Below are 22224 nucleotides of genomic sequence, written 5' to 3'. Positions count from 1 at the left end.
TTTTCCATATAATTTCCTTTATCTATTTTCCAAAACTACCCAATATGCTAACATAAAGATAGAACCCTTAAATGGATAAGTGATGTATGAGATGTAAAAGGAGAGTTTCGATGAAGTTGTTTAAAGATGCGTCTAAACGAGAGCATCAAAATTGGAATAAAGCTGTGTCGGCAGGTTTTTATATACTTTTATTGCTGCTGTTTGTGAACGTAATAATGTATACCTATAAAGGTGCCGAGTTAGTGTCGTCATTTTCGATGTTTTGGACAGGGATCATTGTGACGTTTGGCTATCAGTTCATTTTAAATAGAAAAAGTGAGGAAAAATGAATAAACAGCCTTGGCACCGTTCAGAAAAATTTCTGCTGCTGCTGTGCTTTTTTGCACCACCCATCGGTTATATAGCCGTGGTAGTAAATAAGAAAAAGCTCAGCCGAGAGCAGTGGCTGAGTAACTTAACGGTAGCGACTATTTTCATGTCCATATGGATGCTGAAGTTTTTACCGCATCAGTGGGGAATCATTATTTTGTTAACGGGAGTCGGAATCTACTGGTATCACCGAATGTTGAAGAAGTTTAAGAAGTAGATATGTCTCGTTATAAAAAGTTTTTATCCAATCTTAAACAAGCAGGATGCAGTATTTCAATATATCACAAAATACAAAAAATACTGTTTAGGCATTTTTTTGTATTATTTTTTTGTTCTACTAGTAGTATAATAGTAACCGTTGATAAATGAGTATATAGAATTATTGTTTTTGGAAAAACAGTGTTTTTAAACGTTTTATTTCGTGATTTAATTGTTTATACCATAGGTTGTAGATACAGATGACTTTTGACCTAATATAGTGAAAATACGACAGCTGAGGTACTCGGAAAATGAAAGATGCCATTATTTTTTTGCATGGAATTGTAGGAAATCAAAGTGTATTCGCTAAAGAGATGGACGTATTAAAGAAAAACTATTACTGCACTTCATATGATTTTTATCCTTTAAAAAATATAAACCTGGATGATTCGTTTTCATTGCAGGCGTTTGTTGATCAGCTCTATATGCACTACATACAAATGAATATTAAAAAAGCTCATTTGTGTGCACTGAGTTTTGGCTGTCTTATTGCTCTGTCATTTGTACAAAAGTATCCACATATGGTAGCCAGCTTAACGTTTGTAGGAGGCTACTGCTGTAACGTTCCTTCTGTATATCATACCAATCTCCTTCAACTGATGAATAGAAGAAGACAGCTTAGTTATAATGAGTGGTTAAAAGAGTGCGTTCGAGCGCTTAACCCAAATCGAAAAGAAATTCTAGAAGACTCAGAAGCTATATTCTTGGAAAGTGCACGTTTGCTACAGCCTTCTTTGTTTGAAAGAATAGTGCGATTAAATTTGGAGGTAAACTCTGAATTTGTATTGCGTGAAGTGAACGTTCCTATTTTATGGATAATGGGAGAGTACGATGAGTTATATAAAGGAACATTAGTGAACTTAAATCAATACGTCCCTCACGTACAGTATGAGGAGATTAAGAGTGCTGGTCATGTAGCACACATCCACCAGCCCCTTCAATTTATGCAGATTTTTAAACGTTTCCTTCGTCAACAATCTTTTGAAAAAATAAGTTGAAACCATTCTTTTTAAAACCTTAGACACGCAGCAGACAAATTTTTCTCCTTGGATATTTGAAAGAAAACAGTTAGAATATGATAAGAATATAAATTTGTTCTAAAGATGTAAATAAAAGTTTTTATTAATATATGTTTGCATGTTTTATAGCGATTTTAAATTGAGCCAACCAACGAGGTTGGTTTTTTGCATGAATTCATTGTTTTGAGTGAAAATGGGAGCATATAGTCCGATGTAAATTTAGAACACATGAATATGTTTTTAAAAGAATTAGATCAAGTCTTTACTAACAGGAGGCCATCACGAGTGTCGATAAAGAAAAAGTTATCGCTATTTTTTACTTTGTTGGTATTGTGTATTCTACTGGCGAATAATACGCTGCACTACATTCGGTCAAAAAATAGATTGATAGAATTTAATCAAAAGGAAATTACGCTGGTGACAGAAGAAATTGGATACGAAGTAGAGAATTCCAAAAACAGTGCTTTATATTTGGAAGATCGAATGGGACAAGAATTACGAACGGCTTCCATTGCGATACAAAATTCGTTACCGGCTGACTACCATGATATTAGCAATGAACAATTAAAAAAATTAGCTGAAAAGGTTATGGTATCCCACATTACATTACTAGCTGCTGTAGGAGATGATATTATAGGAGTGAGATCTTCTGATGCTGATGAAGTCAATATGTCTACAAAGGATTGGGGATTTTGGTATACGTCTTTTAAGCAGCTGCTTTCTCAACAGCCAGTCACGACGACCCGGGGGTTAACTTTGCCTCATTTCTGGAGCGGGCCAATTGAAGTGGCTTCTAGTAATCCTGATCACATTGATAAATGGGGTTATTATTACGACGGGTCTACTAATTATATTATAAATCCTTACTTTCGCGATAATCATGTGTTTGATGTTGAAAAAAAGTTTGGTCCAACGAATGTTATGAACCGTTTTACCAAAAAACTTGAGGGTGTTCTTGAACTAACTGTTTTTAACCCGGAAACTTTCGGAGAGAAAAATCAAAACGTATATTTAAATGGAAATAAATACATTAGAATAGATGATCGACCCATTTGGTACGGAACATATATGTATCGCAACACCTCACATGACAAAAAGCTAATTCAACATGCCTTAAAAACTGGAAAAACCCAAAGTTATCTTACTGAAATCAATCATAAAAAAATATTAAAAACATTAGTACCGATTAAAGAAAAGAACTCTCCAACTTATGTAATAGGCGTAGTCTATGACTACGGACTTATTGAAAAAGAACTGGAGCAAGAATTAATCAAGCATTTGTTATTGTCTCTTCCTTTTATCTTTCTTGTACTCATCATTAGCTTTATTTTCTCAACTTCCATTACGCGGCCTATTAAACGTATCATGGGGCATGTGAATCAAATTGCCAAAGGTAATTTTGGCAAGGTGCTGAATACAAGAAGGAAAGATGAGCTAGGCGGGCTCGTGGCAAACATCAACGATCTTTCTCGCTTTTTGAAAACATATGTGGATGATTTAAAAAAGAGTCAGGAAGAAAGTGAGTACCATGCGTACCACGACTTTTTGACAGGATTGCCAAACAGAAGGTATTTTAAAGAAGAATTAAACAGGCGATTAATTGAGTCGAAGGAAAAATCTATTAATCATGTAGCCGTACTATTTATGGATATAGATCGATTTAAAGATATTAACGATACATTAGGACATTCAAAAGGAGACAAGCTCATTCAAATAGTAGCCAACCGTATTAAAGAGTGTCTGCCTTCTTCTAACAGCTTTCTTACAAGGCAAGGAGGAGATGAATTTGTTATTTTGTTTAGCGATTTTACCGCGAAAGAAGTCGAACGTATCGCCCAGAAGATGCTTGCATATGTTCAGCAGCCTTGCTACATTGACAATGATGAAATTTTTGTTAGCGTGAGCAGCGGTTTAAGCTTTTACCCAAATCATTCTACGAATTTAGACACGCTTATTACGTTTGCAGACGTAGCCATGTATGCTTCAAAAAGAACCGGTGGGAATAAGGTAACAATTTACCATGACTCTTTAATTAAGAAGCAGACAGAAAGGGTACAAATCGAAACGCGCTTGCGAAAAGCGATTCAAAAAAGTGACATTGACGTTTACTATCAGCCGAAAATAGAAGTAAAGCGCAATGTGATAACCGGCGTAGAAGCATTAGTTCGCTGGAATGATGCAGAGCTTGGATTTGTTTCTCCAGAAGTGTTTATTCCTATAGCAGAAGAAGCTGGTTTGCTTCACTCCTTATGGGAAGTTGTCATGAAGAAAGCTTGTTCTCAAGTGAGCAAATGGAATAAGAGCCTACACGAAAAAATGACGCTAGCGGTCAACTTTTCTGCACGGCAATTTCAAGATCCGATTGTTTTAGTTAAAGAAATCAACCAATTTCTTTCGCTGCATCAATTTGATCCTGCTTGGTTTGAAATGGAAATCACGGAAAGTACATTGGTGACGAACGCGGAAGAAACGATTAAAGCTTTACATTTATTAAAGAAATATGGTATATCAATTTCTATCGATGACTTTGGAACCGGCTATTCTTCGTTGAGTTATTTAAAAAAATTACCAATCGATTGCTTAAAAATCGACCGGTCTTTTATTCAAGATATTCAAGAAGATTACAGCAACAGTGAAATTGCCAAGGCGATTATCAGCCTGTCTCAAAGTTTAAAACTGCAGGTAATCGCAGAAGGCGTAGAAGAAGAATATCAAAGAGCGTTTTTAATAGAAAATGGCTGTCTTCACATGCAGGGATACTTGTTTAGCAAGCCCCTTCCTGCAAAAGATTTTGAAGCAGCGTTTTTAAATAGCTGAAGCAAAAATATCAATTGAAACGAAACTTACTAAGAAAAGGGAAGAGGAAATAGAAACATGGCACTTAGTACACAAAATTTAATTGCTCAAAAATTTTTAGAAACAGTAGGCACGAATTCAACTGAAATAGATAAAAAAATAGGTCAAGCTGACACATTTATGAATGCGGTGAAAGAACTGATTGATTTATGCGGAGATAATCCGGAAAGAGACGGTCTTGAAGAGACGCCGTACCGCGTGTTAAAGGCGTTTTTAGAATACACGGAAGGCTACCGTGAAGATCCGAAAGCTCATTTGGAAAAAACATTCGATGTGAATCACAACGAATTGGTGTTAATACGCGACATTGAATTTCACTCAATGTGTGAACATCACTTTGCGCCGTTCTTTGGCGTTGCCCACGTTGGGTATATACCGGATAAAAAAATTACAGGTCTATCTAAAATCGCTCGTACGGTAGAAGGATACGCAAAGAGATTTCAAGTTCAAGAACGTCTAACAAATGAAATTGCAGATGCAATCGAAGAAGTGTTAGAGCCGAAAGGAGTTATGGTGATTATTGAAGCGAAGCATATGTGCATGTGCGGAAGAGGAATTAAAAAATCTTCAGCTTCTACAGCCACTTCATCCGTTCGGGGAACATTTATGGAAAAACCAGAGGTTCGAGGAGAATTTTTATCTCTTTTACAGCGACAAATGTAAAGAAACAAAAAGCCATATAAGCTGAGAAGCAGAAGCGAGGTGAGCTGTATGCAACACGTTGACGTACTGATTATTGGCGGAGGACCCGCTGGTATTTCTGCTGCCGTGTGGTGTAAAAGGCTAGGCGTTGAGTGCTTGCTTCTTGAAGAGCATGCACAGTTAGGCGGACAGCTGTTTACGATTTATAATGAGATTATTGATTATCCCGGAATACAAGCGGAAAATGGAATTGAGATGCAGCGTAAAATGGTTCAGCATTTTATCGATATGGACTGCTTATATGAAGCGAATACAAAAGTAATTTCCATTGACGAACGTTCTAAAACAGTAAAAGTAAAGCAGCAAGAAACAGAAAAAGAAATTGGCTATACGTATCTTATTTTAGCAACGGGCTCTAGTCAGCGAAAGCTCGGAGTGCCTGGTGAACAGCAAATGATTAACCGAGGAGAAGTATATTCAGCCTCAGCAGACGGCGAACGGTTAAAAGGTAAAAGGGTTGCTCTCATTGGGGGAGGAGACAGGGCTTTTGAAGGAGCACATCTTTTAGCATCACAAGCAAAACAAGTATATCTGATTCATCGTTCTACGCATTTTAAAGCAAGAGAGCAATACGTTGAAAAAGTTCTTTCCGATCCCGGTGTTAAGGTGATAACAGATACCGAAGTGACGGCTATCCATGGAAAGCATCACGTCACATCAATCGATTTAAAAAGTAAAAACAGTGAGTCCGAGAATTTATTAGTAGACGCAGTGCTGATCAGACTAGGCGTAGCGCCCAATGTTGAACTCATTAAAGAAAAAGTCACCACTACACAAAGCGGGCTCATCGTCATCAATGAAGTGCATCAAAGCAGCAACCCATCTATTTACGCAATTGGAGACGCGTGCACGACTCCCTTGTTTTCTAGTATCAGCTCTTCAGCCGGTCAAGGAGCGATTGTAGCCAAGCATTTATCGAGTCTTTTGAATGTTTGATAATATAAGAAAAGCATCTATCAAATTGATAGATGCTTTTTTACGTAACATAATAAAAGAAACATAGCAGAAGTACGTTCACAGGCAGACAAATCGTTTGGAAAAAAGCAGTGTAGTTTTGAGGCACAGCGCTGATTCTTTTTACTAAAATACACTCGGTAATGAAATTAAAAAGAACAATGATAGAAGCGACTGTTATATACGTCCAGACGTTCTGCTGAAACAAACGAGTAAAAAGAGGCGAGAAAAGAAGTAAAAAAGCAGCGGTTTGAAAGGAACCCCTAGAAAATAAAGCATGTTTTTTAGCACTTTGCGTCACGCTATCCCTTCTTTATATGTTTTATTTTACCAAATAAAAAAAGACTTTAAAAACCTTTTCGGCTATCTTTACCTGAGATGTTCCTCATTTGGGGAAAGTAGAGTAAAATATATGTCAAATGTAGCTTATTTTACTAGTATAGAAGAAATAGATAAAGAGATAAAAGGAGGCAGCATGAGACCTTGCCAGATAAAAACACGAAGAAGGATCAGTCGATCATAATCATGAAACATCTTGATCGTTTGAATACACAGCTTTTAAAAGAATACAGTGAAGGTATTTTTTTAATCAACTGTGAAGGCGATATCATGTTTAGCAACGAAGCAGCCTTCAAGCTAACAGGAAACGAGCATAAAGAAAAAAGCCAGCAGCTGACGGCTCTTATACATAAATCAAAACAACAACAGGCACAAGATCGCTTTCAACTTGCTTTAAAAGGAGAAAAAGTTCAGTTTTCGACGATAATTCATCACAAAACAAAAAAAGAACTTTATTTATATATCACTCTTATTCCTATTATCGTAAATGAACAAGTAGCTGGTGTTTATGCCGTATGCCGAGATGATTCAAAAGAGCAAGAGCGCTCTAATCACATTTCTCAATTAGAGACACATTTAAAAATGGAGCAAAAGCTTGCGAATGTAGGAAGCTGGTATTATGACGTCATGGAAGATAAAAGCTACTGGTCGCCTCAGCTGTATAATATTTGCGGATTAAACCCTAAGCAGCTCTTTACTCCCTCTTTAAAAGAAGTTCTTCAATTCGTTAATCGCTGTGACCAAAAAAGGTTAGAAACAGCCGTTATGGAGGCACTTTCAACAGGAGAAAGCTATAACATTGAATACACGCTGATACGGCCAAACGGTGAAGAACGCACGGTGTTTGAGCAAGCAGATGCGCTAGTAGATGAGCAAGGGAACGTCATACAGCTGATTGGCGTTGTGCACGATATTACCGAATCGAAAGTGATTACGAATGAATTGAAGCAAAAAGAACAGCAGTTTCAAACGATTTACAACAATTTGGATGCCGGAATATGGTCCGTTGATGTGCAGAGCAATGAAATGATTTTCTGCTCTAGCGGTGTTAGCAATATTTACGGAGAAGATGCGGCTAAGCTTTTAGGAAATAGAGATCTGTGGAAAAGCTTTATTCATCCAGAAGATAAACTAGCTGTGGCAAAAGGGCAGCATCAATTACAAAAAGGAAAAACGATTCGTCAGCATTATCGAATCTACACAAAAACAGGTGAGATGAAATGGATAAAAGATCGATGCATTCCCACGCTTGACGAAAACGACAACCTGGTGCGTATAGATGGCATTGTTGAAGATATCACCGCAGAAAAAAAGTATATGAATCAAGTTGAATATCTTGCGACTCATGATCATGTGACAAACTTAGCGAATCGGAGAAAGTTTGAAAGAGAATTAAAAAATTTCATTCGACAGATGAAAAAAAATGGAGATTCATTGGCGGTCTTTTATCTAGGGCTTGATCGTTTCAAACATATTAATGATACATTAGGACACGACATAGGTGATCGCTTGCTGCAGTGTATTGCTAATCGCTTAAAGAAGTTCGTGACGCCCCGTGTGATGCTAGCGAGAGTAGGAGAAGATATGCTTGCGGTTTGCTTTTTATCTCTTGCACACATCAATGAATGCCAAAAGCTAGTTGCGGCTCTTTTTCAAGAAATCGAAAAAGAAATTACCGTTGATGACTTTTCTCTCTACGTCACAGCCAGTATAGGAGTAAGCATCTACCCGCATGACGGAGAAGATGTAAAGACGCTATTAACCAATGCTAACCTTGCTATGCGGCGTGCGAAAGAACTCGGACGAAGCGACTGGCAGCTGTATTCGCCGTTAATGGACAGTGAGACGTACAAAAGCTATCACCTAGAAAAAGGGCTGCGAAACGCACTTCTTCAAAATGAATTTTTTATTGAATATCAGCCAAAGGTTCATACAAAAAGCAGAGAGATTGATAGTATTGAAGCGTTAATTCGCTGGAATCATCCGGAATGGGGACGCGTATCACCGGAAGACTTTATTCCTTTAGCAGAAGAAACCAATTTAATTATTGAACTTGGCGACTGGGTAATCGACTACGTCTGCAAGCAGCTGCAGCAGTGGAAGAGTCAAAGTTTACAAGTCGTTCCTGTTTCAATTAATGTCTCGTCTAAGCATTTGCTGAAACGAGGGTTTGTAGAACACGTTCAACAAACGTTAGCCCGTTACAACATCAACCCTTCATTTATTGAATTTGAAGTGACGGAAAGCTCCATTATTCAACATGAAGAACATGTAAAAAAAGTGATGGAAAAGCTAAAGAAAATTGGCGTCACGTTTGCTTTAGATGATTTTGGTACTGGTTTTTCCTCGTTGTCACATTTAAAAGACTTTGAATTTAATACGCTCAAAATCGATAAAACGTTTATCCAACACGCTACCGATAAAGGAAAGCAGCAGGCCATTACAAAAGGCATTTTGTACCTAGCTCATGCTCTTAACATGAAAGTGATTGCAGAAGGCGTTGAAACAAAAGAGCAGCTTGAATTTTTACAAAAGCATAAATGTTCCTTCATTCAAGGCTATATTGTCAGTCCGCCAGTTGCTTATAAACAAATTGCGAAATATTTAAAGAAACGATTTTTATAAAAGGTGATGTCTTATTGAGACATCACCTTTTTAGGTTTGAATATGTTTTCTAAGCGTTCAAATGTAATAAAGCATATAAAGAGACTGATAGATTGTCAAATACGTGAGGAGGGCTGAGAGTGGAAGCTTCGGAAGTGGTTGTTAAGCTAGCCGAAGAAGAAAATGAAGTAAGTTATAGCAGAACCCTATAGAAGTGCTGTTAGCTATAATAAGCATTGGAGAACGGTTTGCGGAAAGTAATGACTGGTGACTTGGAATTTTACGAGTTTACGCAGTAGTATAGGTCAACAATTTTTAAATATGTTAAAAATTCTGACAAAATAAAAGACAAATAAAAAACTATTGGTTATAATAGAAGAATAATGAATGATAGTCAGTCATTGCTCTGTTGGTTATTTACAAATTCAAGTTTTAAAGCCCATAAATGAATGATAGTCATTCATTTATGGGTACGAAAAGTAGAAAGGGGTAGTGTATGAAAAATGTACTAGTTAAGAAGGTGAAACACGATGAAAGGTAATTCAGATATTACATTTGCTCGTACGTTAACGCTCCGATCACTTGTTATTTTAGGGCTTGCATATATGGCTCCAATGACAGTGTTTACTACATATGGAGTTGTGGCTCAAACTACGCATGGCATGGTTTCTATGGCGTATGCTTTTGCTCTGGCAGCCATGCTATTTACCGCATACAGCTACGGGCATATGGCTAAAGAATATCCTTTATCAGGATCCGCTTATACGTATACTCAAAAATCTATAAGTCCTCATATAGGATTCCTGGTCGGCTGGTCTGTGCTTTTAGATTATCTTTTTTTACCAATGATTAATTTCTTGTTAGCGGGAACTTTTTTATCAGCTGCGTTTCCTTCTATTCCATCGTCTCTTTGGATTCTACTTTTTATTGTTATTATTACTTGTATAAACGTGTTTGGTATTCAAATGACAGCAAAAGTGAATGGAATACTTGTTCTTTTTCAATTTCTTGTAACAGCTCTATTTGTTATCTTATCGATTAAAAAAATGATAGAAGGAGAAAGTGATCTTTTGTTCTTTTCTTCTTTACAGCTTTTCGGCTCAGAGGATTCTTTTTCTTTTGTTTTTGCAGGAGCTTCAATTCTTTGTTTATCTTTCCTTGGATTTGATGCTGTGACTACGCTTTCTGAAGAAACGGTGGATCCAAAGAAAAATGTACCAAAGGCTATCTTTCTTGTAGCATTTATAGGAGGAATACTTTTTATACTCGTTTCATATATTACCCAGCTTGTTTATCCAAATTATCATTCATTTAAAGTTGTAGATTCAGCTTCGTTTGAAATAGCAGCCTATATTGGAGGAACGCTCTTTTCATCCGTCTTTCTTGCCGGAATTATCACTTCAACGATTGCATCAGGAATTTCTTCACACGCCAGTGCTTCACGACTGCTTTATGCAATGGGCAGAGAATCAATGCTGCCTAAAAGATTATTTGCCTATATACATCCCAAATATAAAACACCATCACGAAACGTTATTTTTATTGGGGTACTCTCATTAAGTGCACTCGCAATGGACGTCGTTACAGCCGCTTCCTTTATCAATTTTGGCGCGTTGATTGCATTCACATTTGTAAATATCTCTGTTATCTTTCACTATTATATCCGTGGAAAACAAAGAGATTTTAAAGGCACATGCCGTTATTTAATCAGCCCCATTATTGGAGCGGTCTTTACAGTTTGGCTATGGACAAGCTTAGATATAAAATCTATTTCGTTAGGGAGCATTTGGGTTGTTATAGGATTTATTTATCTAGTATACAAGACGTCGTTTTTTACAAAAGCACCGCCGCAATTTGCCTTTGATGAAAAAACAGAGCCAAACCAGCTCAAAACCGAACATATATCTTGATAAATTACATTATTAATTATCTGAAATTTCTAACATAAAAGGAGAGATTAAAATGAAAGAAACAGTAAAGGTTGGTCTTATTCAAGTTGAGTGTGAAGAAAATGTTGAAGCTAATATTAACTATACGCTCAAAAAAATTAAAGAAGCAGCTGCAAATGGAGCTCAAATTATTTGTCTACAAGAACTATTTAACGCTCAGTACTTCCCTCAAAGTGTTTCACCGGCAGGGTATGAGCTGGCTATACCAGCAGAGAGTTCCGTATTAAAAAAAATGGGGGATCTTGCAGAAGAACTAAAAGTTGTGTTGATTGTGCCTTTTTACGAAAAAGCAGCTAGAGGCGTTTATTTTAATAGTGCAGCTGTATTCGATGCGGACGGAACTTGCCTAGGAATTACAAGGAAAAATCACATTCCTGAAGGTCCGAACTATCATGAAAAATATTATTTTGTTCCAGGAAATACGGGGTACCCTGTATATGAAACAAAATACGGAACGATTGGAGTAGGGATTTGCTGGGATGAGTGGTTCCCAGAAGTAGCACGAATTTTATCGCTGCAAGGAGCGGATATTCTATTTTATCCTTCTGCTATCGGTTCAGAGCCTGATCATCCTGAACTATCAACTCGTCCTGCATGGGAAAAAGCTATTTCAGCACACGGGATTTCAAATGGTGTTTTTGTTGCTGCGGTGAACCGAGTAGGAACGGAAAAAGAGATGACCTTTTACGGAGGTAGCTTTGTAAGCAATCCGATGGGAGAAATTCTACAGTCTTTAACGGATGAAGAAGGAATTTTGATTCAAGAAGTTGATTTAAAGGAAATTGATTCAACACGTAATTTGCTTCAGTTCATGCGTGACAGAAGACCAGATACGTACGAATTATTATTAAGAAAAGAAGCTTTGCGTACACCTTCAAACGTGTAAGTTTAACCCTTACTATAAAAAGAAAGGAATGAAACGATATGCTATCTAAAACAAGCTGGATTTGGGATGAACGATTTCTGCACCATGATACAGGAAAAATTCAGTACATATTTGAAGGTGGAGAAGTGGTAGAGCCTTGTGACGAGTTTGAAAACAAGCATCGAATGACCGTGATCAAAGAAATGATTGAAAAAAGTGGTTTAGCACAGCACTTAGTTAGACAATCACCTTATGAAGCAACGGAGGAAGATTTACTTCGGGTCCATACTAAAGATCATATCCAGCGTGTTCAAAAAGCATGTAAAACAGGAACAAGGGAAATTGGACCTGAAGCTTATGCATCTGCTGAAACGGAAGGGATTGCGAGGCTATCCGCAGGTGCCGTTATGAAAGCAGTAGATACCGTAATGGAAAGTGAAACGATAAGTAAAGTCTATGCTCAAATACGCCCACCAGGACATCATGCGTCTTCAGACCAAGCAATGGGCTTTTGTTTTTATAACAATGTAGCTGTAGGTGCTGCTTATGCACTTGAACATTACAGGTTAAAAAAGGTTGTTATCTTGGATTGGGATGTTCATCATGGAAACGGAACGCAAGACATCTTTTATGAACGTGACGACGTACTTGTTATTTCCATTCATGAAGAAGATTATTTTCCATTGGAATCCGGCCAGGTACATGAAATCGGACAAGGAAAAGGGGAAGGATATAATATAAATATACCAGTGCCTCCCCTGACCGGAGATGAAGGTTATCAATATGTATTCGAATCTATCATCGCACCAGCTATTAGTCAATTTAAGCCGGAGCTTATCATAATATCAGCGGGGCAAGATGCAAATGCATTGGATCCTATTTCGCGTTTAATGGTCACAAGAGAAGGGTTTAGATATATGGCAAACAAGATTCGAGAATTAGCAGAAACACATTGTAAAGGAAGGCTCATTGTAGCACAAGAAGGAGGATATAACCTAGCATACCTTCCTATTGCAACCATGGGAGTTATTGAAGGCCTTACCGGTGTAAATGTGAACTGGAAAGATCCGCACGTTTTGCCGCAAAGAAATACACCACCTGCTTTATTCGAAGCAATAGATAATGTTATAAACTATCAGAAAAAGTTTTGGAAGTTTGCTGAGGAGGAAAGCTTTTGTTGAGAAGAGAGGATTTAAGCAATTAATAGGTTAATATGTTAGGAACAAATAGACAAAATTACACGACAAAAAGAGTCTCCGTAATGGAGACTCTTTTAAACTATTAATTAACGTAATAATTGAAGTACATTTTGCGGTTGTTGGTTAGCTTGACCTAACATAGCTTGAGATGCTTGAGATAGAATTGAATTCTTTGTTTGTTCCATCATTTCTTTCGCCATCGTGCGAACATTTGCTTTCACAAATGACTAGACTATATCTTCACCCTCTAAGGAAGTAGGGGTTGGGCACTTCAGGTATAAATAAGCGGAACGGCATATTTTTCACCCTACGGATTTCATCGTCATAGCACAATGCCTTAGACTGTCTATCCTAGTCGTTGAACTTTCTCCAGAGTTTCCTCACAGGAGCTTAGCTGCTGATTGCCCAATCTTTTCTTTTTTTAACCGTTTCGCCTGTCGTTTCCAACTACGCTGTGGTAAGAAAAGCTCTTAGGGGTTTCCAGCAATTCACCCAATTATGATCACTAGCCGTTACCAGCTAGGACGACTGTGCTTGTTGCTACTTAGGCAGCTAAAGCATAATCTACGTCACGGATACGTGATTCCGCAGCTGTTAGGTTTTCAGATGATGTGCTTAGGTTGTTAATCGTGTGATCTAAACGATTTTGTTTAGCACCAAGTTGAGCACGTTCATCTGACACAGTTTTAATTGCTTTATCGATTGTATCAATTGCAGCAGTAGATGTAGGGGCATCTGCACTTAAATCAACACCGTCAATTCCTAAACTAACTGAGTCCATTTTAGCGAAAGTTACATCAATTTTTTGATCTTTATTAGCACCAATTTGAAAAGTAAACTTACCATCAGCTCCAGCTCCACCTGTACCGTCTAATAATTTTTGAGTATTAAACTCTGTATCGGTAGCAATTCTATCAACTTCACCAATTAAGTCAGTAACTTCTTTTTGAATTTCAGCTCTGTCATCTGCAGTGTTAGTGTCACTACTTGATTGAACAGCTAGTTCACGAACACGTTGTAAAATAGAATGTGTTTCATTTAATGCACCTTCACCAGTTTGGATCATCGATACTCCATCTTGAGCATTACGGCTAGCCTGATCCAATCCGCGAATTTGTCCACGCATCTTTTCAGAAATAGCTAGACCTGCTGCATCATCAGCTGCACTGTTAATACGCTGACCAGAAGATAGTTTCTCCATAGATTTTGCTTGTGCATTGTTAGCTGTGTTGTACTGACGGTACGTGTTTAAAGCTGTAATGTTATGATTAATTCTCATTTTCCTTACCTCCGTATAATGGTTTTACTTCTTGGCTTACATCCTTGTATGCAAGAAGTGTCTCGCCCTTGGACGAGATAAAAGTAATTGAACATATTGGGAAAATACGTTCATACTATATATCGACTGAGAGGTAAGGTTGTTTAGAGCTTTCATTAATTTATTTGATGAAAACTTTGTGCGTATAAAAAGAAAAACCAGCTCTTTTTATGAACTGGTTTTTAGTATTAATGAGTAGCTCCACCTGAAACTAAAATGTCATCTTCCGTTACGATAGTGGTTTTTACAATGGAAAGTAATCCCTCCACAATTAAATCCAACGACATACTAGCCTTCCCTGTATGATTAATTGCTTGCTCAGGCAGATAAGGAATATGAACAAATCCGCCTTTAATACAGCAGTTTTGAATCATGTTCATAAGCCCGTAAAATACGTGGTTACAGACAAACGTTCCAGCGGTTTGAGAGACACCGCTTGGAATGCCTGCTTGGCGCAGGTTTTCGACAGCTGCTTTGATTGGCAGTGTCGAAAAGTATGCAGCAGGTCCGTTTTCGATAATAGGGCGATCAATAGGCTGCTGACCGATGTTGTCAGGGATTCGCGCGTCGTCTACGTTAATAGCAACGCGTTCTATCGTAATTCCTTCCCGGCCGCCTGCTTGTCCAACGCAAATGACGATAGAAGGGCTGATGTCTTCTATATACGTATGAAGTTTAGCCATTGATTCGCCAAAAACAGTGGGAAGAGGTTTAGTAACAATGTGATAGCCTTCAACAGCTACGCCGTCCAAAGCTTTTACAGCTTCTAAAGACGGGTTAATGCTTTCACCTTCAAATGGTTCAAAGCCGGTTAGTAATACAGTTGTCATTCTATCAATCTCCTTTAAAAATGGTATACAAGGTAGTACATTAATAGCGTATTTACTACAAACACGGATAAAGCAATCGGTACTTGAGCTTTAATTACTGCGTTTTTATCTTTTAATTCAAGCAGCATGGCAGGTACGATGTTGAAGTTCGCTGCCATTGGCGTTAGCAGCGTGCCACAGTAGCCAGCAAACATGCCGAGCGCTGCCATAATCGCCGGGTTTCCGCCGTGCATATGTACAATCAGCGGAAGTCCAATACCTCCCGTAATAACGGCAAAAGCCGCAAAGGCATTCCCCATGACAATTGTAAATAGCAGCATTCCCAAGCAGTAAGCCAGCACAGCAACAAACGCATAGTTAGTCGGAAGAATGTCACTTACAATATCTGATACTACTGTTCCAACGCCTGATTTTGAAAAGATGCCGCCGAGCGCTGCGAGCATTTGAGGTAAAATAACTGCCCAGCCGACGGCTTGAAGCAAACGGCTTCCTTCTTTAACAGGCACGTCCATTTTTGCTTTAGTGACGCCCATTGAAGCGGAAAATGCAATGACGGCTGCGATTGCCAGTGAAATTAACGTGACTTTTTCTGGGTCAATCAATGCCCAGTTTCCAAACTTAATTTTGCCAAAAAGAAGGGTGCCGATAATCGTAAAAATAGGAATAAATAAAGCCGGTAAAAAGATTTTGTTTTTTAACCTTTGCGCGTGGGCTACTCGTTCTTCAGCAGGTGTTTCCGCTTCATTCGATTTAGTCACGCGGTTAAATGAAGCAAGCATCACCATAATAATGACTAAACACCCTACATAAAAAGGCGGAATGACGTTGCCAAATAAAAACGTAACGGAAAACAGCGCCCAAAACAGAGAAGATCCTAAACGGTTAGGATGGTTGTGATCGCGTGCAATTCGAATTGCGATAAAAGCGACAATAATACCGAGTAAATAGTAGATCGTATCAAGCGTCAAGATGCTTTTCATTTAACTCGCCTCCGTCTTTGAAGATGATGTTGGTTTGTGTTTGGTCATCTTTTTGTGAATTCTTCGGTCTAATTGACGGAAGCGAATGGCGCTGATCAGCAGTGCTGCGATAGCTGTTGGAATACCCCAAAGCGCCATATCCCAGACGTCAACGCGAATGCCCACGGAGTCGAAAAATCCTTTCATTAAAAGAATTCCACCGGTTGCGATAAAGATATCTTCTCCGAAAAACCAGCCCGTATTTTCAGCCGCGGCTGCGTGAGCTCGAATATCTTCTTTGACTTTAGGAGGAAGCTCTCCGTACTTGGCACGAGCTGCGCCTTCGGACATAGGCGCCACTAGCGGACGTACGGATTGAGCATGTCCTCCGATATTTAAGCCGACTGCGGCTGAGATTTCACGGATAAAAAGATATATAAGTAAAACATTTCCAGAAGAAGCGTTTTTGGCTTTTTTGATCAATACTTCCGCTTGTTCCTTTAATCCGTATTTTTCTAACACGCCAAAGATAGGAAGAGTAAGTAAAATAGCCATAGACATATAGCGGTTATCTACAAAGAACTGTCCAAACATCGTAATCACTTCATGCAGTGACAAACCTGACACAAGACCCGTCACGATGCCTGCAACAGTCACAACAAGCAGTGTATTTAAACGAAATAAAAATCCCACTGCCACTAGCAAAACCCCAATTAATTTCAACATAGAAAATCCCCCTCCAGTATGTATAGACTGTGCTGCAAAGTCACCTCCATTGCTTTTCTAAAAAAACAAAGATGTTTTGAGTATAAACAATTCTGAAAATTAAAACAAGATGCTTAAAGCACAAAATTATTTAAACAGTAAAACAAAAACAACTGGCTGTTAAAGGCCGCTTGCTGTCTACTTGACTAGAAATTCATAATTTTGTATAAAAAAGAAGTTTAGAAATGGAAATTAAAGGGTTTTTTACTAGTGAGGGGCTACTTTTTTAAAGAAAAAAACGATATACATATTGAATAAAAATGAATAAATAGTAAAATGATAACTGGATTTCTATAATAAATCTATCCAGTATGAATATTCCTTCTAGTGGATTAGTGAAAAATAGAGAGAAAGAACTATCTATTTGTCTGATAATCAGAGTATTTCTTTGAAAAATAAGGTAAATAGTTGTGTTGGCTGGTGAAAGAAGGGGCATGTATTGTCATGTAGGCAATACGAGAAATTACATAGTTAGGTGGAATGATATGCTTTTGTCAGTAGTAGTACCTTGCTTTAATGAAGGCAATAACGTTCATTCATTTTATGAATATACGACCAATATTTTAGCAGGAGAAGATTTTCAGTATGAATTGGTTTTTGTGAATGATGGAAGTTCGGATGATACGCTTAGCTGCTTAAAAGAACTTTCAGATAGATATGAGGAAGTGTCTTATATTTCATTCAGCAGAAACTTTGGAAAAGAAGCAGCAATGCTGGCTGGGCTGCAGTATGCAGAAGGAGATGCGGTTGTTTTAATGGATGGAGATTTACAGCATCCTCCAGAATTAATTCCACAAATGGTTCATTATTATAGCAAAGGCTATCATCAAGTCATTGCCAAGCGAAATCGAAAAGGAGATGCGGTTATTAAGTCTTCTTTGTCTAAGCTGTACTATAAAATGATGAATAAATTTGTTGATGTTTCCTTGGTGAATGGAGTGGGAGATTTTCGTCTTTTAAGCAGAAAAGCGTTAAATGCCTTGCTTTCTTTAAATGAATATAACCGGTTTTCAAAAGGGCTGTTTTCATGGATCGGATTTAAAGAATATACGATTAACTATGAAAATGTCGTCCGAGAAGAAGGCGAAAGCAAATGGACGCTTAGTAAATTATTAAACTACGGAATTGACGGGGTAATTTCATTTAATAATAAGCCGCTGCGTGCATCGATTTATATGGGAATGGGTGTAACGGTTCTCGGGTTTATATATGTCCTGACGATGCTTGTAAAAATTTTATTTGCAGGAATTGACGTCCCAGGCTATTTTACATTAATATCCGCTATTTTAATTATCGGCGGCTTGCAGCTGACGTTTTTAGGGATAATCGGGGAATATATTGGACGTATTTACTATGAGTCTAAAAAACGTCCGCACTATATTATTGAAGAGGAGACAATGACGGCAAAACATGAAAATCATCAAAAGTGGCATACCCATGCTTAATGCTCAGTTTATACGTTTTGTGATTGTAGGATTTTTAAATACATTTAATTACTACGTGATTTATTTGATTTGTAATTATCTTTTTCATTTTGAATACTTAGTTTCGCATATTATTGGATTTGTGATTAGTATGATTGGCTCGTTCTTTTTAAATTCTTATTTTACATACAAGATTAAACCGACGCTAGCGCAGTTTTTTCAATTTCCTTTAACCTATGTAGTGAACATCACGGTATCAACTAGCGCACTCTATTTATTGGTTGATTTAATGCATATGAACGAAACCGTATCACCTATTTTGGCTTCGGTTATTGCTATTCCTTTTACGTTTGTTATTTCAAAAAAAATCTTAGTTCAAAAAGCATAGAGTAGTAGAAATCTGACAAAGGGCGTCTTTTTGTCAGATTTTTATATGCAGTGTTAACTTTGGCTAAAAATAAAAGGCAGGTAACGCAGTTATGTTTGATCGAAAGAAAATTGGGATGCACGTTGTGGCGGCTGTCATCTTTATGCTGACAATCTTTAGCGTGTATTTTTATTTCTACTTATCCGAAGGTTATATGACCACACGGAATACGGATGCAACGGTTCAACTGCTGTTCTTTCGTTATTTTTTACATGAACAGTTTTTACATGGTGATTTCTTTTGGTCATGGAAGTACGGTTTAGGAGGAGATGTGTTTGCCAATTTCAGCTATTATTATTCAACGTCCGTCTTTTTCCTCCTTACTTTATTTCTAAAATTAGATACGTTAAAAGATGTGCTAGCGTTAAATACAATCATCAGCGCATTAAAGCTTTTTTGCGCCATGATGTTTATGTATGCTTTGCTTCAATACAATAAGCGTTCGTACACGGCTTCCATTGTAGGAGCAATGATTTACGGAGGTTCTAGCTTTTTTGCCGGCTATTCCAACCGGTTTGATTTTATGGCAGAAGCATTTGTATGGCTGCCGCTGTTGATCCTTTCGTATGATCGCTTAGTGGATCAAGGTAAAAAAGGGTTGTTCATTTTTGCCGTATTTGTCGTGATAACAACAAATTTCTACTTTGGCTTCATGAGCAGCGTATATTTAAATATTTATGCCGTGTTCAAATACTTTTTAGCTTCATCATCGTATTCGTTTAAAAGCTTTGTAAAGTATTATATAACGCTCATTAAATACTATATTGTTGGTTTTTTACTTTCATCCTTTGCGTTTATTCCAACCGTATATGCATTTTTACATGCAGGTCGATTTGATAAAGAGTATGATATTCCGCTATTTTATACAAACATTTTTTATCATAATGTGGTGTACAACTTCTTTTATCCTTACTCGGCTTCGCAAACGCTTGGAATGTCAATTGTTGGGTTGATTGCTATTTTGTTAAGCGTACTTTATATCAAACAAAAAGAAATGCTGATTCGCGTATGCTTATTACTCTTTATGATCGGACTGTATTTCTTCCCGTACGCGTATTCATTTTTTAACGGCTTGTCAGCTATGCAGCCAAGATGGATTTATATGCTGATTTTTACCTGTGGAATGGTAGCGGCATATGCAATTGACTATGATAAAAAAGGGTCAAAAGTACGGACGGTTTATTTACTGCTGCTTCTTCTGGGCTTCTTATGGTACACAACCTACGTACCATCACCAAAAGAGCTTCCGAACGATGGCGTTGAAATTATCTTTTTTGTGATTGTACTGATTGCTTTTTTACTTCGTTTTAAACTGAAAAAAGCTGTCTTTTTTGTATGCGTAACAGCCGTTGCTATTGGCAGTATTGGCTACAACAACTTTATGATGTTTACGCAGGATCTAGGAGACGTGCTTGCTCAAAAAGAGTCGACGCTTCAAACGTTTTCAGGAAGCGGATATGACAGTGAAACGGATCAAGAAGTTATTAACTACATTACGCAAAGAGATGATTCATTTTATCGTGTGATGTGGAATCAAATTAATAAAGAAAATATTCCGTTGTACTATAATTATCACGGATTCAGCAGCTATCAAAGCTTGATTCCAGATAATGTCCACAGCTTCTTTAAAGAAACGTATAATATTGCGCAAATGGACTCACCAAGCCGCTACAGTAATTTAGATCAGCGCCTGTATTTAGAAACAGCTCTTATGAATAAATACTATATCGTTAAAAGCGGTGATGCTTTCCAGCCGTACGGTTTTACGTTACTAAAAGAGTTAAACGGATATAAAATTTATAAAAATGATCATTTCCTTCCTATTGGATTTATGTACAATCAAGCAGTTTCGACAAATCAATTTAATGAATTGAATGAAGTACAAAAAGATCAGCTGATGTTAAAAGCTGCAGTAGTTGAAAAGCAAGGGAACTTACCGCAGTTTGATTTGAAAAAGCTTAAAAGTAAGCAGCTGTTTGAAGGAATGGAAAATGTAAAGCTTGAAAATATCGATAAAAACGGAAATGTGTACACAGCACGCGACAATGCAGTTATGCGAATTCCGTTAACGACAAAAGAAACAGGTTCAGGCGAAACGATTCTTAAAATGACCTTTAAAAACCTTACAACAGGTTCGTTAAACTTAGTAATCAACAGAAGAAATTTTGAAAAACGTTCGGTCAATAACATTTACTCATATCCAAAAGACAGCTATGCATTTAATATTCAAAATGCTCAGCGTAACGGAGAAATTACAATTGGGCTATCACCTGGGCAGTATGAGTTTGACGATATGGAAGTGCTTTTTAACTCCTATAAAAACTATGCAGCATCAGTTGATGAGTTAAAACAGTCTGCGCTTCAACACGTGAAGTATGATGAAAACTCTTTACAAGGTGACATACATGCTAAAAAAGCAGGGATGTTATTTCTATCTGTTCCATACAGCAAAGGCTGGCACCTAAAAGTTGATGGAAAAGATGCTGAATTTGAACAAGTGAACGGAACATTTATCGGAGTTCGAGTGCCTAAAGGGAATCATGAAATTTCTATGAAGTATACAACGCCTTATTTTAAAGAGTCGCTGACAGTTTCACTGGCAACTGCTGCAGCGATAGGAATTGTTTTCTTTGTTAAACGAAGAAGAACAGACAGCAATGCTATAGCAGAAAATGAAGTTGCTTGATAAATAATAATGTTTGCTAAAAAGGCTTGGGAAATTAGTTCCGAAGCCTTTTTAACAGAAATCAAACCCAATACCTGGGATACTGCCGATCCTGAAATAAATTGTTATACACAGTAGAAATCAATACAACGACACATGCACAAATCATAATAATACCTAAATATCCCCAGCCTGCTTGAGTATTAATTGCAACAATCGCGCTAGCCGCAGCGGGAGGATGAACGGTTTTGGTAAGAATCATTAAAATAAGAACAAAAGCAAGCACAATCGCAATCGTAATAAGGCTTCGGTGAAATAAACTCCAAATAATAAGTGCAGAAACCGTTGCTAGTAAGTGCCCTCCAAGCACGTGACGAGGCTGTGATAAAGGCCCTTTATGAGCTCCGAAAACAAGCACGCAGCTTGCGCCAATTGGAGCGAGTGCCATTGGATAACCAAGCGCTAGTGCAATCGCACTGCTGATGATAATCGCAATTAAGCCTCCAATAGAAGAAACGACTGCATCTCTGTAATTGATTTTTGGTTCTTCTTTTAGTTCTCCTTTCATCTTTCTAGCATAAGAGCTTAAGTAAGACAGAAAGGGGCTTTTTGTTTGAGCAAAACTTTTTTCAATCTGCATTTCTTCTTTCCTTTCTCCTTTGTAAGTAAAAGTTGTTTGTCAAGTTGTATGTCAGAACCTCTGCTATATTAAGTTAGTTTAT

The 22224-nt window shown here is 37.6% G+C and carries 19 protein-coding genes and 1 pseudogene; 13 read left to right on the top strand and 7 right to left on the bottom strand.

From position 1 onward, the window contains the following. Positions 1-110 precede the first annotated feature (110 nt). The 6 genes from SCI76_RS08680 (at position 111) to SCI76_RS08655 (ending at position 6140) form a co-directional block, all read left to right on the top strand. A complete protein-coding gene (locus SCI76_RS08680) occupies positions 111-329 on the top strand; it encodes a hypothetical protein (RefSeq protein ID WP_034269982.1) in 219 nt (72 codons plus the stop codon). Continuing rightward, on the top strand, positions 326-586 hold the full coding sequence (locus SCI76_RS08675; protein WP_048020174.1) for a hypothetical protein: 261 nt from the start codon (positions 326-328) through the stop codon (positions 584-586). Before SCI76_RS08680 ends, SCI76_RS08675 begins: the two co-directional genes overlap by 4 nt. Before the next feature lie 292 nt (positions 587-878). Beyond that, positions 879-1625 (top strand): alpha/beta fold hydrolase, encoded by a 747-nt coding sequence (locus SCI76_RS08670; RefSeq protein WP_048020175.1) that lies wholly within the window; start codon positions 879-881, stop codon positions 1623-1625. Positions 1626-1931: 306 nt separating this feature from the next. Further along, positions 1932-4463: an EAL domain-containing protein gene (locus SCI76_RS08665; RefSeq protein ID WP_048020176.1), complete on the top strand. Its 2532-nt coding sequence runs from the start codon at positions 1932-1934 to the stop codon at positions 4461-4463. 57 nt (positions 4464-4520) lie between these two features. Further along, positions 4521-5165, top strand: coding sequence for a GTP cyclohydrolase I FolE (gene folE / locus SCI76_RS08660; protein ID WP_025749591.1), 645 nt, complete (start codon positions 4521-4523; stop codon positions 5163-5165). A gap of 48 nt (positions 5166-5213) precedes the next feature. Next, positions 5214-6140 (top strand): NAD(P)/FAD-dependent oxidoreductase, encoded by a 927-nt coding sequence (locus SCI76_RS08655; RefSeq protein ID WP_048020177.1) that lies wholly within the window; start codon positions 5214-5216, stop codon positions 6138-6140. A 40-nt stretch (positions 6141-6180) separates the two neighbouring features. Here SCI76_RS08655 and SCI76_RS08650 read toward each other — a convergent pair whose 3' ends face one another. Continuing rightward, on the bottom strand, positions 6181-6459 hold the full coding sequence (locus SCI76_RS08650; RefSeq protein ID WP_048020178.1) for a hypothetical protein: 279 nt from the start codon (positions 6457-6459) through the stop codon (positions 6181-6183). Positions 6460-6641: 182 nt separating this feature from the next. Here SCI76_RS08650 and SCI76_RS08645 point away from each other — a divergent pair, with 182 nt between their 5' ends. The 4 genes from SCI76_RS08645 (at position 6642) to SCI76_RS08630 (ending at position 13096) form a co-directional block, all read left to right on the top strand. Then, the gene (locus SCI76_RS08645; protein ID WP_240962043.1) at positions 6642-9122 is read left to right on the top strand and encodes an EAL domain-containing protein; all 2481 of its coding nucleotides are present in this window, start codon (positions 6642-6644) and stop codon (positions 9120-9122) included. Positions 9123-9631: 509 nt separating this feature from the next. Beyond that, positions 9632-11011 (top strand): APC family permease, encoded by a 1380-nt coding sequence (locus tag SCI76_RS08640; RefSeq protein WP_168760403.1) that lies wholly within the window; start codon positions 9632-9634, stop codon positions 11009-11011. Positions 11012-11063: 52 nt separating this feature from the next. Next, positions 11064-11936 carry a carbon-nitrogen hydrolase gene (locus SCI76_RS08635; RefSeq protein ID WP_048020180.1) on the top strand — a complete coding sequence of 291 codons (873 nt, stop codon included), beginning with the start codon at positions 11064-11066 and terminating at the stop codon, positions 11934-11936. A gap of 38 nt (positions 11937-11974) precedes the next feature. Further along, the gene (locus SCI76_RS08630) at positions 11975-13096 is read left to right on the top strand and encodes a class II histone deacetylase (RefSeq protein ID WP_394531498.1); all 1122 of its coding nucleotides are present in this window, start codon (positions 11975-11977) and stop codon (positions 13094-13096) included. 104 nt (positions 13097-13200) lie between these two features. Here SCI76_RS08630 and SCI76_RS08625 read toward each other — a convergent pair. The 5 genes and pseudogenes from SCI76_RS08625 to SCI76_RS08605 all read right to left on the bottom strand — a co-directional run. Then, positions 13201-13314, bottom strand: a pseudogene (locus SCI76_RS08625) (flagellin); the annotation flags it as partial. 344 nt (positions 13315-13658) lie between these two features. Further along, complete coding sequence (locus tag SCI76_RS08620) at positions 13659-14393, bottom strand: flagellin (RefSeq protein ID WP_048020182.1); 735 nt, start codon at positions 14391-14393, stop codon at positions 13659-13661. 227 nt (positions 14394-14620) lie between these two features. Beyond that, positions 14621-15262, bottom strand: a complete 642-nt coding sequence (pcp, locus tag SCI76_RS08615) for a pyroglutamyl-peptidase I (RefSeq protein WP_168760404.1) — start codon at positions 15260-15262, stop codon at positions 14621-14623. Between the two features lie 14 nt (positions 15263-15276). After that, positions 15277-16242 carry a DUF979 domain-containing protein gene (locus SCI76_RS08610; protein ID WP_168760405.1) on the bottom strand — a complete coding sequence of 322 codons (966 nt, stop codon included), beginning with the start codon at positions 16240-16242 and terminating at the stop codon, positions 15277-15279. After that, positions 16243-16947: a DUF969 domain-containing protein gene (locus SCI76_RS08605; protein ID WP_034270060.1), complete on the bottom strand. Its 705-nt coding sequence runs from the start codon at positions 16945-16947 to the stop codon at positions 16243-16245. A gap of 524 nt (positions 16948-17471) precedes the next feature. On the opposite strand from SCI76_RS08605, the gene SCI76_RS08600 reads away from it, so the two are divergent. The 3 genes from SCI76_RS08600 to SCI76_RS08590 all read left to right on the top strand — a co-directional run bounded on the left by SCI76_RS08600 (position 17472) and on the right by SCI76_RS08590 (position 21523). Beyond that, positions 17472-18431, top strand: coding sequence for a glycosyltransferase family 2 protein (locus SCI76_RS08600; RefSeq protein ID WP_168760406.1), 960 nt, complete (start codon positions 17472-17474; stop codon positions 18429-18431). Continuing rightward, positions 18424-18798: a GtrA family protein gene (locus SCI76_RS08595; protein ID WP_053074066.1), complete on the top strand. Its 375-nt coding sequence runs from the start codon at positions 18424-18426 to the stop codon at positions 18796-18798. Before SCI76_RS08600 ends, SCI76_RS08595 begins: the two co-directional genes overlap by 8 nt. Positions 18799-18889: 91 nt before the next feature. Beyond that, on the top strand, positions 18890-21523 hold the full coding sequence (locus tag SCI76_RS08590) for a YfhO family protein (RefSeq protein WP_407545146.1): 2634 nt from the start codon (positions 18890-18892) through the stop codon (positions 21521-21523). Between the two features lie 61 nt (positions 21524-21584). On the opposite strand, the gene SCI76_RS08585 is transcribed toward SCI76_RS08590, so the two are convergent. Next, on the bottom strand, positions 21585-22142 hold the full coding sequence (locus SCI76_RS08585) for an HPP family protein (RefSeq protein ID WP_025749576.1): 558 nt from the start codon (positions 22140-22142) through the stop codon (positions 21585-21587). Between the last annotated feature and the right edge of the window lie 82 nt (positions 22143-22224).

It is taken from the genome of Priestia sp. HNGD-A6 (assembly GCF_045784335.1).
Lineage (GTDB): Bacteria > Bacillota > Bacilli > Bacillales > Bacillaceae_H > Priestia > Priestia zanthoxyli.
The sequence above is the reverse complement of the archived record's forward strand: the minus strand, read 5'-3'. Positions and strand labels throughout refer to the sequence as shown.

Excerpts from the sequence above, each read along its gene's own strand:
- SCI76_RS08680 (WP_034269982.1), top strand. The coding sequence starts at position 111 with ATGAAGTTGTTTAAAGATGCGTCTAAACGAGAGCATCAAAATTGGAAT.
- SCI76_RS08675 (WP_048020174.1), top strand. The coding sequence starts at position 326 with ATGAATAAACAGCCTTGGCACCGTTCAGAAAAATTTCTGCTGCTGCTG.
- SCI76_RS08670 (WP_048020175.1), top strand. The coding sequence starts at position 879 with ATGAAAGATGCCATTATTTTTTTGCATGGAATTGTAGGAAATCAAAGT.
- folE (WP_025749591.1), top strand. The coding sequence starts at position 4,521 with ATGGCACTTAGTACACAAAATTTAATTGCTCAAAAATTTTTAGAAACA.
- SCI76_RS08655 (WP_048020177.1), top strand. The coding sequence starts at position 5,214 with ATGCAACACGTTGACGTACTGATTATTGGCGGAGGACCCGCTGGTATT.
- SCI76_RS08640 (WP_168760403.1), top strand. The coding sequence starts at position 9,632 with ATGAAAGGTAATTCAGATATTACATTTGCTCGTACGTTAACGCTCCGA.
- SCI76_RS08635 (WP_048020180.1), top strand. The coding sequence starts at position 11,064 with ATGAAAGAAACAGTAAAGGTTGGTCTTATTCAAGTTGAGTGTGAAGAA.
- SCI76_RS08630 (WP_394531498.1), top strand. The coding sequence starts at position 11,975 with ATGCTATCTAAAACAAGCTGGATTTGGGATGAACGATTTCTGCACCAT.
- SCI76_RS08620 (WP_048020182.1), bottom strand. The coding sequence starts at position 14,393 with ATGAGAATTAATCATAACATTACAGCTTTAAACACGTACCGTCAGTAC.
- pcp (WP_168760404.1), bottom strand. The coding sequence starts at position 15,262 with ATGACAACTGTATTACTAACCGGCTTTGAACCATTTGAAGGTGAAAGC.
- SCI76_RS08610 (WP_168760405.1), bottom strand. The coding sequence starts at position 16,242 with ATGAAAAGCATCTTGACGCTTGATACGATCTACTATTTACTCGGTATT.
- SCI76_RS08605 (WP_034270060.1), bottom strand. The coding sequence starts at position 16,947 with ATGTTGAAATTAATTGGGGTTTTGCTAGTGGCAGTGGGATTTTTATTT.
- SCI76_RS08600 (WP_168760406.1), top strand. The coding sequence starts at position 17,472 with ATGCTTTTGTCAGTAGTAGTACCTTGCTTTAATGAAGGCAATAACGTT.
- SCI76_RS08595 (WP_053074066.1), top strand. The coding sequence starts at position 18,424 with ATGCTTAATGCTCAGTTTATACGTTTTGTGATTGTAGGATTTTTAAAT.
- SCI76_RS08590 (WP_407545146.1), top strand. The coding sequence starts at position 18,890 with ATGTTTGATCGAAAGAAAATTGGGATGCACGTTGTGGCGGCTGTCATC.
- SCI76_RS08585 (WP_025749576.1), bottom strand. The coding sequence starts at position 22,142 with ATGCAGATTGAAAAAAGTTTTGCTCAAACAAAAAGCCCCTTTCTGTCT.